General features: G+C 70.7%; 12 protein-coding genes and 1 riboswitch. Of the genes, 6 read left to right on the top strand and 6 right to left on the bottom strand.

Annotated features, from left to right (window positions below; genetic code table 11):
* Window positions 1–55 precede the first annotated feature (55 nt).
* Entirely contained in the window at window positions 56–1,648 is a 1,593-nt protein-coding gene (locus AB0G47_RS14745) for a M23 family metallopeptidase (protein WP_360768703.1), read from the top strand.
* Between the two features lie 55 nt (window positions 1,649–1,703).
* Here the strand turns inward: AB0G47_RS14745 and pcrA are convergent, their stop codons facing one another.
* Complete coding sequence (gene pcrA / locus AB0G47_RS14740; protein WP_360768700.1) at window positions 1,704–4,208, bottom strand: DNA helicase PcrA; 2,505 nt, start codon at window positions 4,206–4,208, stop codon at window positions 1,704–1,706.
* A 281-nt stretch (window positions 4,209–4,489) separates the two neighbouring features.
* Window positions 4,490–4,646: riboswitch (cyclic di-AMP (ydaO/yuaA leader) on the top strand.
* A gap of 7 nt (window positions 4,647–4,653) precedes the next feature.
* On the opposite strand from pcrA, the gene AB0G47_RS14735 reads away from it, so the two are divergent.
* Window positions 4,654–5,865 (top strand): NlpC/P60 family protein, encoded by a 1,212-nt coding sequence (locus AB0G47_RS14735; protein WP_360768699.1) that lies wholly within the window; start codon window positions 4,654–4,656, stop codon window positions 5,863–5,865.
* A 62-nt stretch (window positions 5,866–5,927) separates the two neighbouring features.
* Here the strand turns inward: AB0G47_RS14735 and AB0G47_RS14730 are convergent, their stop codons facing one another.
* Entirely contained in the window at window positions 5,928–6,281 is a 354-nt protein-coding gene (locus AB0G47_RS14730; RefSeq protein ID WP_360768696.1) for a hypothetical protein, read from the bottom strand.
* A gap of 319 nt (window positions 6,282–6,600) precedes the next feature.
* Here AB0G47_RS14730 and AB0G47_RS14725 point away from each other — a divergent pair, with 319 nt between their 5' ends.
* Both AB0G47_RS14725 and AB0G47_RS14720 read left to right on the top strand, forming a co-directional pair.
* Window positions 6,601–7,653 (top strand): NlpC/P60 family protein, encoded by a 1,053-nt coding sequence (locus AB0G47_RS14725; protein ID WP_360768693.1) that lies wholly within the window; start codon window positions 6,601–6,603, stop codon window positions 7,651–7,653.
* 47 nt (window positions 7,654–7,700) lie between these two features.
* Window positions 7,701–8,339, top strand: coding sequence for a hypothetical protein (locus AB0G47_RS14720; RefSeq protein WP_360768691.1), 639 nt, complete (start codon window positions 7,701–7,703; stop codon window positions 8,337–8,339).
* A 15-nt stretch (window positions 8,340–8,354) separates the two neighbouring features.
* Here the strand turns inward: AB0G47_RS14720 and AB0G47_RS14715 are convergent, their stop codons facing one another.
* Both AB0G47_RS14715 and AB0G47_RS14710 read right to left on the bottom strand, forming a co-directional pair.
* Window positions 8,355–9,185, bottom strand: a complete 831-nt coding sequence (locus tag AB0G47_RS14715; protein WP_360768688.1) for a response regulator transcription factor — start codon at window positions 9,183–9,185, stop codon at window positions 8,355–8,357.
* Window positions 9,182–10,471: a PspC domain-containing protein gene (locus AB0G47_RS14710; protein ID WP_360768685.1), complete on the bottom strand. Its 1,290-nt coding sequence runs from the start codon at window positions 10,469–10,471 to the stop codon at window positions 9,182–9,184. Before AB0G47_RS14710 ends, AB0G47_RS14715 begins: the two co-directional genes overlap by 4 nt.
* 184 nt (window positions 10,472–10,655) lie before the next feature.
* Here AB0G47_RS14710 and AB0G47_RS14705 point away from each other — a divergent pair, with 184 nt between their 5' ends.
* Entirely contained in the window at window positions 10,656–11,996 is a 1,341-nt protein-coding gene (locus AB0G47_RS14705) for a PspC domain-containing protein (RefSeq protein ID WP_360768683.1), read from the top strand.
* Window positions 11,983–12,306 carry a hypothetical protein gene (locus AB0G47_RS14700; protein WP_360768680.1) on the top strand — a complete coding sequence of 108 codons (324 nt, stop codon included), beginning with the start codon at window positions 11,983–11,985 and terminating at the stop codon, window positions 12,304–12,306. Before AB0G47_RS14705 ends, AB0G47_RS14700 begins: the two co-directional genes overlap by 14 nt.
* Before the next feature lie 69 nt (window positions 12,307–12,375).
* On the opposite strand, the gene AB0G47_RS14695 is transcribed toward AB0G47_RS14700, so the two are convergent.
* Both AB0G47_RS14695 and AB0G47_RS14690 read right to left on the bottom strand, forming a co-directional pair.
* A complete protein-coding gene (locus AB0G47_RS14695) occupies window positions 12,376–12,900 on the bottom strand; it encodes a DoxX family protein (RefSeq protein ID WP_360768677.1) in 525 nt (174 codons plus the stop codon).
* Window positions 12,901–13,079: 179 nt separating this feature from the next.
* Window positions 13,080–14,345, bottom strand: coding sequence for a hypothetical protein (locus AB0G47_RS14690; protein WP_360768674.1), 1,266 nt, complete (start codon window positions 14,343–14,345; stop codon window positions 13,080–13,082).
* Window positions 14,346–14,362: the final 17 nt, after the last annotated feature.

The following is a 14,362-nucleotide window of genomic DNA, read 5'->3' as shown; positions in this document are numbered from 1 at the left end:
CGGGTACAGTCACCGCACTGCTCTGCCCCCTGCTGCCGAGGCGAAAGAGAAGTTGGTGAACGACCGTCACCCGTCGGGGACCCCCACTCCCCCGGCCTCGGCACCCGCCGACTACGCGCCCTATGCGTCGTACGACCAGGGCACGCAGCACGGCGGCTACACCGGGTACGACGGCTACTCCACCGGCACGTTCACCACCACCGGCGGCTACGACACGGCGAATCCCGACACCGGAAGTTTCGCCTCCGACCCGCTCTTCGGCGACATGCCCGGCAGTCAGTACGACACCGGCCAGTGGTCAACCACGGGGACACAGCAGACACTCGGCTACGACCCGTACGCCGCGCAGCCCCAGGTCGCGTACGACGCGAACGGCTACGAGACGGGCAGTTACGACACCAGCGCCGCGTGGCCGACCGGCGGTTACCAGACGCTCGCCACGGACATCCCCGCCCAGCCGGGCCCCGACGCCAGTGAGCAGTGGGACTCCACCGCCTGGAACCAGCCGCAGCAGACCGGCCAGTGGGAGGCGCAGCCCTTCGACACCGGGGCGTACGACGCGACGGCCTGGAACTCCGGCGGCCACGAGGCGGCGTACGGAGCGACCGGGACACACGAGACGTACGGGGCAACCGAGGCGCACACGACGGCGCTTGTCGAAGAGCACGGAACCCTGGATCCGTACGAGCCCTCCGAGCCCGCAGAGGCCTACGCGCACGCGGCGTACGCGGCCGACACCCCGGTCGACTCCTACGCGTCCGATCCGTACGCCCAACCCGCCCCCGCCGAACACGAGTTCACCCCGGACGAGGCGCCCGCGGAGCCGCTCGGCCCGATCGAGCCGAGCTTCGGACGCGACACCGACGACGACGAGCCGCCGGTCATGGACCGCTCCCGCGGCTCCCGTTCGCGGACCCGCCGCCGCACCCCCGCCAAGCGCTCCGCCCTGCTCACGGTGGCCGTGCCCTCGGCCTGTGTGATGGGCGTCGCCGGTATCGCCGCCGCCTCCGTGGGCAGCTTCGGCGGTGACGACGGCAAGGAGACCCAGGCCGCCACGGCCCCGGACCCGACGTCGGTGAAGCCCTCCGCGGCCAACAACAAGCTCGACACGCAGCTGGAGAACCTCTCGGCGGACGCGGGCGACTTCGCGGACCGGGCGAGCCGCACCCAGGAACGCATCGACCTCAAGGCGCAGAAGGTGGCCGCCGAGAAGAAGGCCGCCGAGGAAGCCGCACGCAAGGAGCGCCTGCGCCCCAAGTTCTCGCTGCCGGTCAAGCAGCAGGGGCTGAGCGCCTATTACGGCCAGGCAGGCATCAACTGGATGTCGGCGCACTCCGGAATCGACTTCCCGGTGTCGTACGGCACCGAAGTGATGGCCGCGACCGACGGCACCGTCTCCACGAAGTGGAACAGCGCCTACGGAAACATGGCGATAGTGACCGCCAAGGACGGCACGGAGACGTGGTACTGCCACCTCTCCACACACAAGATCTCCAGCGGCCCCGTCAAGGCGGGCGACGTCATCGCCTTCTCCGGGAACTCCGGCAACTCCACGGGACCGCATCTGCACTTCGAGGTGCGTCCCGGCGGCGGCTCGGCGATAGACCCGCTGCCGTGGCTGCGCAGCCACGACCTCGACCCGACGTAACTCCGGCTGCGACCCGCGGCGGCGACCGACGCAACTCCGGCCGCCGCCCCCGGCGTTACAGCTTCTCCACCGGCGCGTACCGCAGCAGCAGGCGCTTCGGCTTGGGCTCTCCGAAGTCCACCGTCGCCTCGGCGTTCGCACCCGAGCCCTTCACCCCGACCACGGTCCCGAGGCCGAACTGGTCGTGCGTCACCCGGTCACCGACCGCCAGCGAGACCACCGGCTTCTCGGTGGCGCGGCGTGTGGCGAAGCCCTGTGCGCCGCCGGCACGCGAGCGCGACGACGACAGGGAGGACGTGATGCCCGCCGCGGGTCCGGAGGACGCCGGCGCGCCGACGGACCCCGTCCGCTTCCAGTCCAGATGGGCGTCGGGGATCTCTTCGAGGAAGCGCGAGGGCGGGTTGTACGAGGGCTGGCCCCAGGCACTGCGCATCGAGGACCGCGTCAGATACAGCCGCTCCCGCGCGCGCGTGATGCCCACGTACGCCAGACGGCGCTCCTCCTCCAGCTCCTTGACCTGGCCCAGGGAGCGCATGTGCGGGAAGACGCCGTCCTCCATGCCGGTCAGGAAGACGACGGGGAATTCCAGGCCCTTGGCGGTGTGCAGGGTCATCAGCGTGATGACACCGGAGCCGTCGTCGTCCTCGTCCGGGATCTGGTCCGAGTCGGCGACGAGCGCGACCCGCTCCAGGAACTCGGAGAGCGAACCGGAGACACCCGCGCCCGCACCCTCCGCCTCGGTCTCCGTCTCGGCGCCCGTCTCGCCCGCCGCACCACTGTCCTGCTCGAACTCCAGGGCCACGGCGGCCAGTTCCTGGAGGTTCTCGATGCGCGTCTCGTCCTGGGGGTCGGTCGAGGCCTGCAACTCGGCGAGATAGCCGGTCCGTTCGAGCACGGCCTCCAGGACGACGGCCGGGCCCGCGCCGGACTCGACGATGGTCCGCAGCTCCTCCATCAGCGTGTTGAAACGCTTGACGGCGTTCGCCGAGCGGGCCGCCATGCCGTACGCCTCGTCGACGCGCTTCAGCGCCTGCGGGAAGGAGATCTTCTCGCGCTGCGAGAGCGCGTCGATCATCGCCTCCGCGCGGTCGCCGATGCCCCTCTTGGGTACGTTCAGAATGCGCCGCAGCGGTACGGAGTCCTCCGGGTTGGCGAGCACGCGCAGATACGCGAGGACGTCCCGGACCTCCTTGCGCTCGTAGAAGCGGACACCGCCGACGACCTTGTAGGGCAGGCCGACGCGGATGAAGATCTCTTCGAAGACACGCGACTGCGCGTTCGTCCGGTAGAAGATCGCGACGTCGCCGGCCTTCGCGTCGCCCGCGTCGGTGAGCCGGTCGATCTCGTCGGCGACGAACTGCGCCTCGTCGTGCTCGGTGTCGGCGACATAGCCGGTGATGCGCGCGCCCGCGCCCGCGTTGGTCCACAGGTTCTTGGGGCGGCGGCTCTCGTTGCGCTCGATGACGGCGTTGGCCGCGGTGAGGATCGTCTGCGTGGAGCGGTAGTTCTGCTCCAGGAGGATCGTCGTCGCGTTCGGGTAGTCCTCCTCGAACTGGAGGATGTTGCGGATCGTGGCGCCGCGGAAGGCGTAGATCGACTGGTCGGCGTCACCCACGACGCACAGCTCGGCCGGATCGTCCCCCTCGCCTCCGGAGGGGCCGACCAGCTCGCGCACCAGGGCGTACTGCGCGTGGTTGGTGTCCTGGTACTCGTCGACCATCACGTGCCGGAAGCGGCGCCTGTAGTGCTCGGCGACGTCCGGGAACGCGCGGAACATGTGGACCGTCGTCATGATCAGGTCGTCGAAGTCGAGCGCGTTCGCCTCGCGCAGCCGCGACTGGTACATCGCGTACGCCTGGGCGAGGGTCTTCTCGAAGCCGTCCGCGGCCTGTCCTGCGAAGGTCTCCTCGTCGATCAGCTCGTTCTTCAGGTTCGAGACCTCGGCGCTGAAGGACTTCGGCGGGAACTTCTTCGGGTCGATGTCCAGGTCACGGCAGACCAGCGCCATGAGCCGCTTGGAGTCGGCGGCGTCGTAGATCGAGAAGGAGGAGGTGAAGCCCAGCTTCTTCGACTCGCGGCGCAGGATGCGGACGCAGGCGCTGTGGAAGGTCGACACCCACATCGCGTTCGCGCGCGGCCCGACGAGCTGCTCGACGCGCTCCTTCATCTCGCCCGCGGCCTTGTTCGTGAACGTGATCGCCAGGATCTGTCCCGGGTGCACATGCCGCTCGGCCAGGAGATGGGCGATGCGGTGGGTCAGGACCCGGGTCTTGCCGGAGCCGGCGCCGGCCACGATGAGCAGCGGGGAGTCCGCGTGCACGACGGCCGCGCGCTGGTTCTCGTTCAGACCGTCGAGCAGCGCCGCCGGGTCGATCACCGGGCGGGGCGCGCCGCCGCGGTAGTGCGCGTCCCGGGGCGTGGGCGCGTCGAACTTCCCGTCGAACAGATCATCCGGAATGGGCTCCGGAGCACTGTCCTCGGGCGGCGGCGGGGGCTCCCCCTCCGATGCCCGCAAGGGCTGGAGGTCCGCCAGGAAGCTGTCATCAAAGAGGCTGCTCATCGCCTCCCGAGTCTAGGCGGCCCCACTGACAACCCGCCCCGGGTTCCGGCCACCTCGATCCTTCCCCAAGCTCTCGGCTCCGCTCGAGCAGGGGAGACCCCTCACGCCCCGCCCGCGGGCGGTGACGCTCCGCTACGGCACGGCGTGCCCGCGTCAAGAGCTTCGTAAAGTCACGAAAATGTATCGGGCATATCGAACATCAACCTTCACACGGACCACACGAGTTGGCTAGCGTGCTCCGCGGGCTGCTCGTACTTCCACCGGCGAACCCCGCCGGGAACGGGTGGCCTCCGCCGAGTCCGACCTCCTCGGAGCCGGGGACCCACCAAGACCTTGGGGTGAATCGGTCCCGTACGAAGTACGGGACTGTAGGGCAACCTTCCGAACCACCCGCCCGAACCCGACAGCTAACCCGGTAGGCGGTCTACGGAAGGAGTCGCCTCCCTTGGCGTCGCACCGCAAGCCGCGGACCCGCATTGCCGGAATACGCACCACTCCCGCCATCGGCATCACGACGGCGGCCCTCACCTCCGTGGCCCTCTTGTCGCAGAGCGCCCAAGCGGCCCCCTCGGCGCCACAGAAGCCCAGTCTCGAAGAGGTCCAGAAGAAGGTCGACGACCTCTACCAGCAGGCCGGCGTGGCCACCCAGAAGTACAACTCGGCCAAGGAGCGCACCGAGAAGCAGCGCAAGAAGGTCGACACCCTCCTGGACGACGTGGCCCAGCGCACGGACAAGCTGAACGAGGCCCGTCAGGAGCTCGGTTCGTTCGCCGCGGCCCAGTACCGCACCGGCGCCGTCTCCGAGACCGCCACGATGATGCTCGCCGATGACCCGCAGGGGTATTTCGACCAGAACCATCTCTCGGACCGGCTGACCGAGCGCCAGAAGAAGGCCGTCGACGACTACCAGACGCAGCAGGCGTCGGCGACGAAGCAGCGCGCGAAGGCCGCGAAGTCCCTGGAGACGCTGAGCGATTCGCGGGACGACCTGAAGACGAGCAAGAAGGCCGTCCAGGACAAGCTCACGAAGGCCCGGACGCTGCTCTCCGAGCTGACCGCCGAGGAGAAGGCGCGGCTCGCGGCGATCGAGAAGAAGAAGGAAGAAGAGGCCAGGCGCAAGGCCGCCGAACTGGCCCGCAAGCAGGAGGCCGAGGCGGAGGCCAAGCGCAAGGCGGCGGAAGAGGCGGCCGCCAAGGAGCGCGAGGAAGAGCAGCAGAACGACGGGACCGACGAGAACACTGAGACCCCGGACACCGGTTCCGACACCGGTACCGGCACCGGCTCCGGGGACACCGACAGCGGCTACGCGACGAAGGCCGCGAAGGTCATCGCCTTCGCGGAGGCGCAGATCGGCAAGCCGTACGTGTGGGGTGCCACGGGCCCCGACTCCTACGACTGCTCCGGTCTCACCCAGGACGCGTGGAAGGCCGCGGGCATCTCCCTGCCGCGCACCACGTGGGACCAGGTGAAGGTCGGCACGACGGTGAAAACCGCCGACGCCAAGCCGGGTGACCTGGTGTTCTTCTACGACGACATCAGCCACGTGGGGATCTACATCGGCGACGGCAAGATGATCCACGCCCCGAAGCCGGGCACGAACGTCCGCGTCGAGTCGATCTACTACATGCCGATCCACAGCGTGGTGCGCCCCGCGTAACCGTCACACGCAAAGGAAAACGGCCCTCCACGCGCGCGTGGAGGGCCGTTTTCCTGCGGTGGTCAGGTCCACAGCACCGCGATGAAGATGTTCGCCGTGGTCAGCAGCCCCACCGCACCGAACATGCCCTTGTCGACCTTCTCCTCGTCCCGCTTCACATAGACCAGCGCGAGGATCACGATCAGCACGGCCATCTTGATGCCGATCTTGAGGTTGTTGACCGGGTTGTCGTCCGCCTGGTTGAGGCCCACCAGGATCACGCCGGTGACCAGCATGGTCAGCGCGCCGTGCAGCATCGCGGGGTTGAAGCGGGCCGTGCCCTGGCCCATCTGCTTCATCTGGGTGAGGAAGCCGCCCAGCAGGGAGGCGATACCGATGATGTGCAGACCGACGAAGACATGGGTGAGTACGTCCATGGATCCGGAGCCTAGCCGGGGCCATACCACCGCTCGGCACCCAGGTGGGCCACAAGCGGCGCATCGGTCAGGGGCCTGTACGAAGGCTGTGCGGCCACGCGATGCGCGCGGCCACATACGGCCACCGGCCGGAGCACTTCCGTCAGTTGCGTACATTCCGTCACCAACCCGTGACGGTCAGGTTTAGCGTCCTTCGTCAGGTGACCGGCTCCCCACCGCCGTCCGGACCAGGGGCGGCAGTCGGACACCACCGCCGAGAAACCCGGCGGCGGTCCGCTCCCCCTGTGCGGGCCGTCGCCGGACCCTAAGGAGCCCCCTCGTGGCAGCTCACCGCAAGCCCAGACAGCGCGCGCTCAGCGGCGGTACGGCCCGTACCGCCGCCACCCTCGCCCTCGCCGGGGCCGCCACGGCGACCGCCTTCGACGGGACGGGCCACGCGGACCCCCGGCTCAGCCCGACCGAGGTGAAGTCCAAGGTCGACGCGCTCTACCGCGAGGCGGAGATCGCCGCCGAGAAGTACAACGGCGCCAAGGAGAAGGCGGACAAGGCCGAGGAGTCCCTGGGCGAGCTGCGCGACGAGGCGGCCCGCAAGACGGAGAAGCTCAACTCGGCGCGCGAGGGCCTCGGTTCGATCGCCGCGGCGCAGTACCGCAGCGGCGGCATCGATCCCGCCGTCCAGCTCGCGCTCTCCTCCGACCCCGACCAGTTCCTGGAGCGCGCCGCGCTCGCCGACCGTGCGGGCAGCCGCCAGGCCTCGGCCGTCAGCGGCGTACGCAAGCAGCTCCAGGAGATCGACCAGCTGCACAGCGAGGCCGACGGCACGCTCGACCGCCTCGAATCCCGCCAGGCGGAGCTGAGGAAGCACAAGAAGACGGTCAACGGAAAGCTGGACTCCGCAAAGCGGCTGCTCGCCCGGCTGACCGCCGAAGAGCGTGCGCGGCTGGCGGGCGACGGCGATCAGGACCGGACCTCCCGCGCCGCCGGCCGCGACGCCGCCCTGGACGCCCCGGCGAAAGCCCCCAACGCCCGCGCGTCGACGGCCGTCTCCTACGCCTACAAGGCGCTCGGCAGCCCGTACGTATGGGGCGCCACGGGCCCCAACGCCTTCGACTGCTCCGGGCTCACCCAGGCCGCGTACCGCTCCGCGGGGGTCGCCATTCCCCGTACGACGTACTCCCAGATCGCGGCGGGCAACCGGGTCCCGCGCTCCCAACTGCAGCCAGGAGACCTGGTCTTCTTCTACCAGGGCATCAGTCACGTCGGCATCTACGTGGGCAACGGACAGATGATCCACGCCCCGAACCCGAGCGCGCCGGTGCGCCTGGCACCGATCAGCCAGATGCCGTTCGCGGGGGCCACGCGGGTGGCGTGAAGGGCCTCACAAAGAGTCCGAGCAGCCCGAAGGTACTGTTCTGGCTCATGCCCCGCCGTACGCTGCCGCCCCCACCGCCGCCCGCCCACCTGCGCACGTGGCCGGACCGCAACGCGCTCCTCGCCGACCGCGGCATGGCACTCGAAGAGCTGCGCAGGCGGAGCCTGGGAGTGCACCGGCTGCTGCTGCTCTGGCTGTTGGGGCTCGGCGGCGTCATCGGGTGGTCGCTGCTCGCGCTGCCGATCCAGATGGTCGAGGACAAGGAGCCCATGGTCATCGTGTTCGGCCCGGTCTGCGCCGTCCTGGGCCTGGGGGCACTCGTCCCCTCGGTGATCGGCGTCGCCCTGGGCATCCGCCGCGACCGGCAGATACGCCAACTCACCGACACCTGGCTCGCGTTGGACAGCCACCCGACGGCGGACTCCGCGCTCCGCTCCCCCGGCCTGAGCCTCTGCTGGCTCCTCGGTTCCTTCGTCCTGTGCGCGCTGGGCCTGGGGGCGTCCTTCGCTGCCGCCGCCTACGCCGAGCCGGGACGCGACTCGTACGGCGACGTCGCCCTCGGCATGGGCGCCGGCCTGGTCCTGTGGCTGACGGGCCTGGTCGGCGTCACCAAGGCGGTCGGCCACTACCGCTGGGCGGTACGGATGTTGACCCCCACCGCGGTCGCGGGCGGCACACACCGCTGAAGTCCGACCGACCCGTCAGACCAACCGCCGAGCCGTAGCCCACCGCGTCAACTCATGCCGGTTGGACAGCTGCAGCTTCCTCAGCACCGCCGACACATGCGACTCCACCGTCTTCACGGAGATGAAGAGCTGCTTGGCGATCTCCTTGTACGCGTACCCGCGCGCGATGAGCCGCAGCACCTCGCGCTCGCGCTGGGTGAGGCGGTCCAGGTCCTCGTCGACCGGCGGCGCGTCGGTCGACGCGAAGGCGTCGAGGACGAACCCGGCGAGCCGCGGCGAGAACACCGCGTCGCCGTCCTGCACACGGAAGACGGAGTCGACCAGATCGGTGCCGGTGATGGTCTTGGTGACATAGCCGCGGGCGCCGCCCCGGATGACTCCGATGACGTCCTCGGCGGCGTCCGACACAGAGAGCGCGAGGAACCGCACCGGGTTCTCGGCGTCGGACATCAACGGCGCGCAACGGCGAAGGACTTCGACCCCGCCGCCGCCCGGAAGGTGCACGTCGAGGAGCACGACCTCCGGACGCGTCGTCGTGATGACCGTGACCGCCTGATCGACATCGGCGGCCTCACCCACGACCTCGACGCCCGTGATCGCCGTCCTGCCGATCTCCGCCTGCACGCCCGTACGGAACATCCGGTGGTCGTCGACGAGGACGACACGCACCCGGCGGCCTTCCTCGTCACCGCCGACGGCAGTACCGGCCGCATCGGCGGGCCGAGCCGATTCAGTCGGCACGGCCGACGTGCCCGGTCCGGCCGACGTGTCCGGTCCGGCCGCGGTCGGGTCGGGCGCACCCTCTGATCCGCCCCTGGGCCCCACGGGCTCACTCGCGTCGCTCATGTCGTCGCCGTCCTCTCCATCTCCAGCTCGACTTCCGTGCCGCCCCCCGGCACGGCGCGCAGCCGCGCCGTGCCGCCGTTGCGCTGCATACGGCCGATGATCGATTCTCGTACTCCCATGCGGTCGTCCGGCACGGAATCCAGATCGAACCCGGGGCCACGGTCCCGGACGGACACGAACACCGTCTCCCCCTCAACTTCCGCGAAGACCTGCACCGCACCGCCCTCGCCACCGTACTTGGCGGCGTTCACCATCGCTTCCCGCGCGGCCTGCATCTGCGCGGACAGCCGGTCGTCGAGCGGGCAGTCGCCGACTATGACGACCTCGATGGGGACGCCGTGCTTGTCCTCGACCTCCGCCGCGTTGCGCCGGACCGCCTCGGCGAGGGTGTCGGGCTCGTCGTCCTCGTCCTTGCCCGTGCCCTCCGGTTTGTAGAGCCATTGACGCAGGTCGCGCTCCTGGGCGCGGGCCAGCCTGCGCACCTCCGAGGCGTTCTCCGCGTTGCGCTGGATCAGGGTCAGGGTGTGCAGCACCGAGTCGTGCACATGCGCGGCGACCTCCGCCCGCTCCTGGGCGCGGATCCGCATCAGGCGCTCCTCGGAGAGGTCCTGCATCATGCGTACGAGATAGGGGCCGGCGAGCAGGGCGACGCCGACGAGCACGGCGAGCGCCGCCTGCAGCACGGAGCTGAGGTGCGAGGTCGAGCCCTGCAGCACGACGATGCCGGAGACACCGGCACCGACGAGCAGCACCCCGGCCGCCGCACGGGCGATGGTCAGCGTGCGCCGACGGCGGCCGACCGCCATCCAGCGGGCCCGGCGCGCGTTGTCCGCCTGGCGCCAGACGAGGGCGACACCGGCGGCGACGAGCAGGGTCGGGACGAGATAGGCCTTGGTGGAACTGCCCAGGTCCACATTGCCGACGAAGACCATGGCGACGACGACCATCGCGAGCAGCGCGACGAGCTGCCCCTTGTCCGGCTTGCGGGCCACGAGCTTGCGGCGGCCGTCGGCCGTCGTCTCTGTGGTGACGGCGGAGGGCGCGCGCTGGGCGTCGACACCGCCGACGCCCAGCGGCACGAAGAACCAGAACGCCGCGTACAACAGCGCGCCGAGGCCGTCCGCCATGAAAAGGCCGACGAAGATCAGCCGCACCCAGACGACGGGCAGCCCGAGGTGCCCTGCGAGGCCGCGCGCGACTCCGCCGAGCCAACGACCGTCACCGCTGCGGTAGAGCTTTCGCAGCGGCCGCTCGTCTTCGATGGGTACTGCTGCGGCTTCCGGCATGTCTCCGATATTCACACGCGTACGCGGGCGGGGGCATCAGGGTCGACCCCCGAGACTCCCCTGATCTCCGCCCCGGACGAACGGTGGCCGCAGGTCGGGGCAGGGGTACGTCAGGGGTGATATCAGGGTTCGGCCAGGGTTGTTCCGACTGCCGTCGCGGCCTCCCGCCCGTCACCATGGACACATGACAGACGAGCAGCCCGCCGGGACGGGCCCGCAGGCCGCGCAGCGCGATCCGCTGTCCGCCACGGCACAGGAGCCGGGCGGGCCCGCGGGCGTGCGGAACTTCCGCCGTGACCGCCGTCAGAAGAAGCTGGGCGGCGTGTGCGCGGGGCTCGGGCGGCACTGCGACATGGATCCGGTGATCTTCCGGATCGGTCTCGCGGTCCTCTCGGTCACCAGCGGGCTCGGCCTTGTCTTCTACGGCTTCGCGTGGCTGTTCGTCCCCTTCGACGACGAGGAGGAGAACGAGGCGCGCAGGCTGCTCTCCGGCCGGGTCGACGGCCAGGCCCTGACGGCCGTGCTCTTCGCGCTCGTCGGCTGCGGAGTCTTCCTGTCCCTGCTGAACAACGGCGGGGCGCTGACCTTCGCCGCCGTCCTCGCCCTGCTCCTCGCGGGCGCGGGGTACTGGTCGCAGCAGCGCGGCCTGACCGATCCCGACCCGGTGGCGGCACAGACCGTCGCGGACGCACCGCCCGAGGCGAAGGCACCGCCGGTGGCCGGGGCGCCCTCGTGGTGGCGGGACCCGATCGTCAAGGACGGCACGCACGACGGGATCTCGGGCTATTTCTGGGGGCCGGAGGGCGTCACCGTCGAGTACCAGCCGGATCCGCCACACGGTCGGATACGGCAGGGCGAGCCCGCGGCTCCCACCCCTCGGCCCAAGCCGCGCGGCCCGCGCTGGATCGGCGGCTCGGTCTTCCTGACGGCACTGGTCGCCGGCGGCCTCGGCACGGGCCTGACGTGGGAGGAGCAGGCGCTCGGCACCAGCCTGCAGACCGGCCTCGCGTGCGCGCTCGCCGTCTTCGCGGTCGGCATCGCCGTCAGTGCCTTCGCCGGGCGTACGGGGGTGGGCTCGATCATCCTCGCGGTGATCACGGCGACGCTGCTCGCGGGCGCGGCCGCGCTGCCCAAGGACATCAGCACCACCTGGGCGCGCACGGACTGGAAACCGGCCACGTCGGAGCAGGTGCGGCCCAACTACGAACTGGGTACGGGCATCGGCACCCTCGATCTGAGCCGGGCCGGCCCCGGCAAGGACCGGACGGTGACGACGAGTGCAGAGGTGGGGGCCGGACAGCTGAAGGTGATCGTGCCGAAGGACAGCACGGTCAAGCTGAACGTCGAAGTCGGGGTCGGCGACATCCAGTTGCCGGACGACCGCGACGGAGATGTGGACATCGCTCCGGGCAAGGAGAAGAGGGTGACGTTGGACCCGCCCGCGGGCAGCAAGGACGGCGGCACACTTGAGCTGAACGTCGAAGTGGGCATCGGACAGGCGGAGGTGACCCGTGCTACGTCATGAGTTCCATCCCGGCAAGCTGGTCCTGGGCCTGTTCCTGCTGATAGCGGCGATCGCCTACGCGGGTGACGCGGGCGGCCTCTGGGACACGCCGTGGTTCGTGGCGTTCCCCCTGTTGCTGGCGGGCCTGCTGCTCGGCGGCGCGACGGCAGCCGTGGCCTATGGCATACGCGGCCGCCCCGGCCACCGCTCGACGCGTCACTCGACCCGTCACTCGACCGACCGCTCACCCGGCCCTTCGACCGACCTCCCGGCGGACCACATACCCGGCCGCCCGGCGGACCGGTCACCCGACGACTCCACGGACGGCTGACGGACGTCCAGGCGACGCACGGCCGGGCGTACGGCCGAGTACCGGTGAGCGCCTGGGTGAGCCCCGGGGCTAGACGAGCCCCGAGGCGCGCCTGCGCCGGGTCGCAAGCATCGCGTCGGCCGAGAAGATGGACGCCCCGGCGAGGATCAGGGGCAGCCAGGCCATCAGGTACGCCAGGTCGTTGCCGTAGTAGTAGGGCTCGGTGGACCAGCTCACGGTCAGCCAGAGGCTGAGCGAGATCAGCGCGCCGCCGAGCGCCGCGATCCGGGCGAACAGGCCGACCAGGGTGCCGATGCCGACGGCGAGTTCACCGAGGGCGATGGCGTAGCCGAAGCCGACGGGGCTCTTGAGGGAGAGGTCGACGAGGGCCGGGATGGCGGAGATGTCGCGGACGCCCTCCATCATCTCGCCGATGGACCCGGCGCCGCTTGCGGACATGAACGCGCTGTCGGTGATCTTGTCCAGGCCGGCGTAGATGAAGGTGACGCCGAGGAAGACGCGGAGCGGGAGCAGGGCATAGCGGGAAGCGCTCTCCCTCCAGCCGCTGCTTCTGACGTAGCTGTTGTGGCTGTCGGTGCGCATGCCGTGAGCCATCGCTCTCGCCGCCTCTCCCGTTGACCGTCTCTCCCATTGACCCGCCATCAGACGATACGTACGAAGAGGGGGCCCTGCTCAGTGGCGTACACCGAATTCGCGAGAACAGATCCGTTGCCGTGCCGAGCTCATCGGTCGATGACTCGGTCCGTGGTGGAGGCCGTGCTGCGGTCCGTGGTTCAGTCCGTGACGTCGATCGTGCACCGGTTCGTCTCCACGCCCGCCGCGGTGATCACCTGGACGTCGACGCGGCCCGGCTCCACGTCGACCGGGACGGGGACGGTCAGCGCCGCGTCGGTCGGGTTGGTGAATCCGCCGGGCACGGGGACGAGCGGCACATGGACGTGGACCGTTCCGATGCGGACGACCATGCGGGCGAGACGGTCGGCGCTCTGCGCGCCCGGGGGCACGAATCCGGCGCCGCGGATCTCGATGTCGTCGCCGGTGCGGATGGGGGCGTCGAGGTCGCCGGCCTCGCGGGCCCGCACCACGGAGAGGATCACGGGGCGGCCGCCCTCGGCGTACTTGCCCGCCAGGTATGTCGCCGCCGACACCAGGACGAGCAGCGCGAGCCCCCACGGCAGGTCGGGCAGCTCTTCGGGACGGCGCGCGAGCCGTACCGCGGCGAAGACGATGGCGACGGCGCTGACCAGGACGTACTGCGTGTCCGCGAAGCTGCCGCGGCCCGCGTCGTCGGTGAGCAGATCGGCGGCTCGGGGCCGGTGGGCCGGCACCTTCTGCAGCCGCTGGCCGAGGACCCGCAGGCCCACCACACGGCGGACGAGCACGGCGACCCCGCACACCACGGTGAGGACGGTCACGGCTCCGGCTGCGCGGGCGATTTCGAGACCGGCGATCAGCTCGTCCCGCTGCCGGTGCCCGGAAGCGCCGGTCAGCTGCCCGGCGAGGACCAGAACGGCGAAGACGACGAGGAGGATCCAGCAGGCCGCCACGGCACGGGAGGTGGAGAGGCGATTGTCCTCGCCGATCACCGGCGCGAGGACGCCGCCGCGCGCCCGGTGCAGATGTCCGGCGCCGGACAGCAGGCCGCCGACGACCACGGCCGACAGGAGCCCGGCCGTGCGGGCGAGCGTCCAGCCGGTGCCGATCGCGGTGAGCGCCTGCACCAGGAGCAGCACGCCCACGGCTCCCCAGACGACACCGAGGGTGCGCTGCCGGAGCAGGCCGAGCCAGGCCTCGCCCTCGGCGCGGCCGCGTTCGGCGACGGCGCGCGCGGACTGGGTCAGTTCGTCCGACACCCACTGCCGGGAAGCGCCCGCGGAGTGCGCGACCGCCGCGGGAAGCCCCTCCCCGGCGGCCAGCTCGTCGCGCTTGGCGAGGAACTCGGCCACGGCCCGCCGGTGTCCCTCGCGCGCACCGTGCGGGCAGTCACCGCACGCGCAGCCACCCCCGTGCGCGCCCTGCCGAGCCTCCTGCACCGCCACCTCGTACGCCGCCTTCC

It is taken from the genome of Streptomyces sp. NPDC021622 (genome assembly GCF_040640795.1).
In the GTDB taxonomy this organism is placed as follows: Bacteria; Actinomycetota; Actinomycetes; order Streptomycetales; family Streptomycetaceae; genus Streptomyces.
The sequence above is the reverse complement of the archived record's forward strand: the minus strand, read 5'-3'. Positions and strand labels throughout refer to the sequence as shown.

What these genes read in the sequence shown, in the direction of transcription:
- pcrA (WP_360768700.1), bottom strand. Translation starts at nt 4,208, where the DNA reads ATGAGCAGCCTCTTTGATGACAGCTTCCTGGCGGACCTCCAGCCCTTG.
- AB0G47_RS14730 (WP_360768696.1), bottom strand. Translation starts at nt 6,281, where the DNA reads ATGGACGTACTCACCCATGTCTTCGTCGGTCTGCACATCATCGGTATC.
- AB0G47_RS14720 (WP_360768691.1), top strand. Translation starts at nt 7,701, where the DNA reads ATGCCCCGCCGTACGCTGCCGCCCCCACCGCCGCCCGCCCACCTGCGC.
- AB0G47_RS14715 (WP_360768688.1), bottom strand. Translation starts at nt 9,185, where the DNA reads ATGAGCGACGCGAGTGAGCCCGTGGGGCCCAGGGGCGGATCAGAGGGT.
- AB0G47_RS14710 (WP_360768685.1), bottom strand. Translation starts at nt 10,471, where the DNA reads ATGCCGGAAGCCGCAGCAGTACCCATCGAAGACGAGCGGCCGCTGCGA.
- AB0G47_RS14705 (WP_360768683.1), top strand. Translation starts at nt 10,656, where the DNA reads ATGACAGACGAGCAGCCCGCCGGGACGGGCCCGCAGGCCGCGCAGCGC.
- AB0G47_RS14695 (WP_360768677.1), bottom strand. Translation starts at nt 12,900, where the DNA reads ATGGCTCACGGCATGCGCACCGACAGCCACAACAGCTACGTCAGAAGC.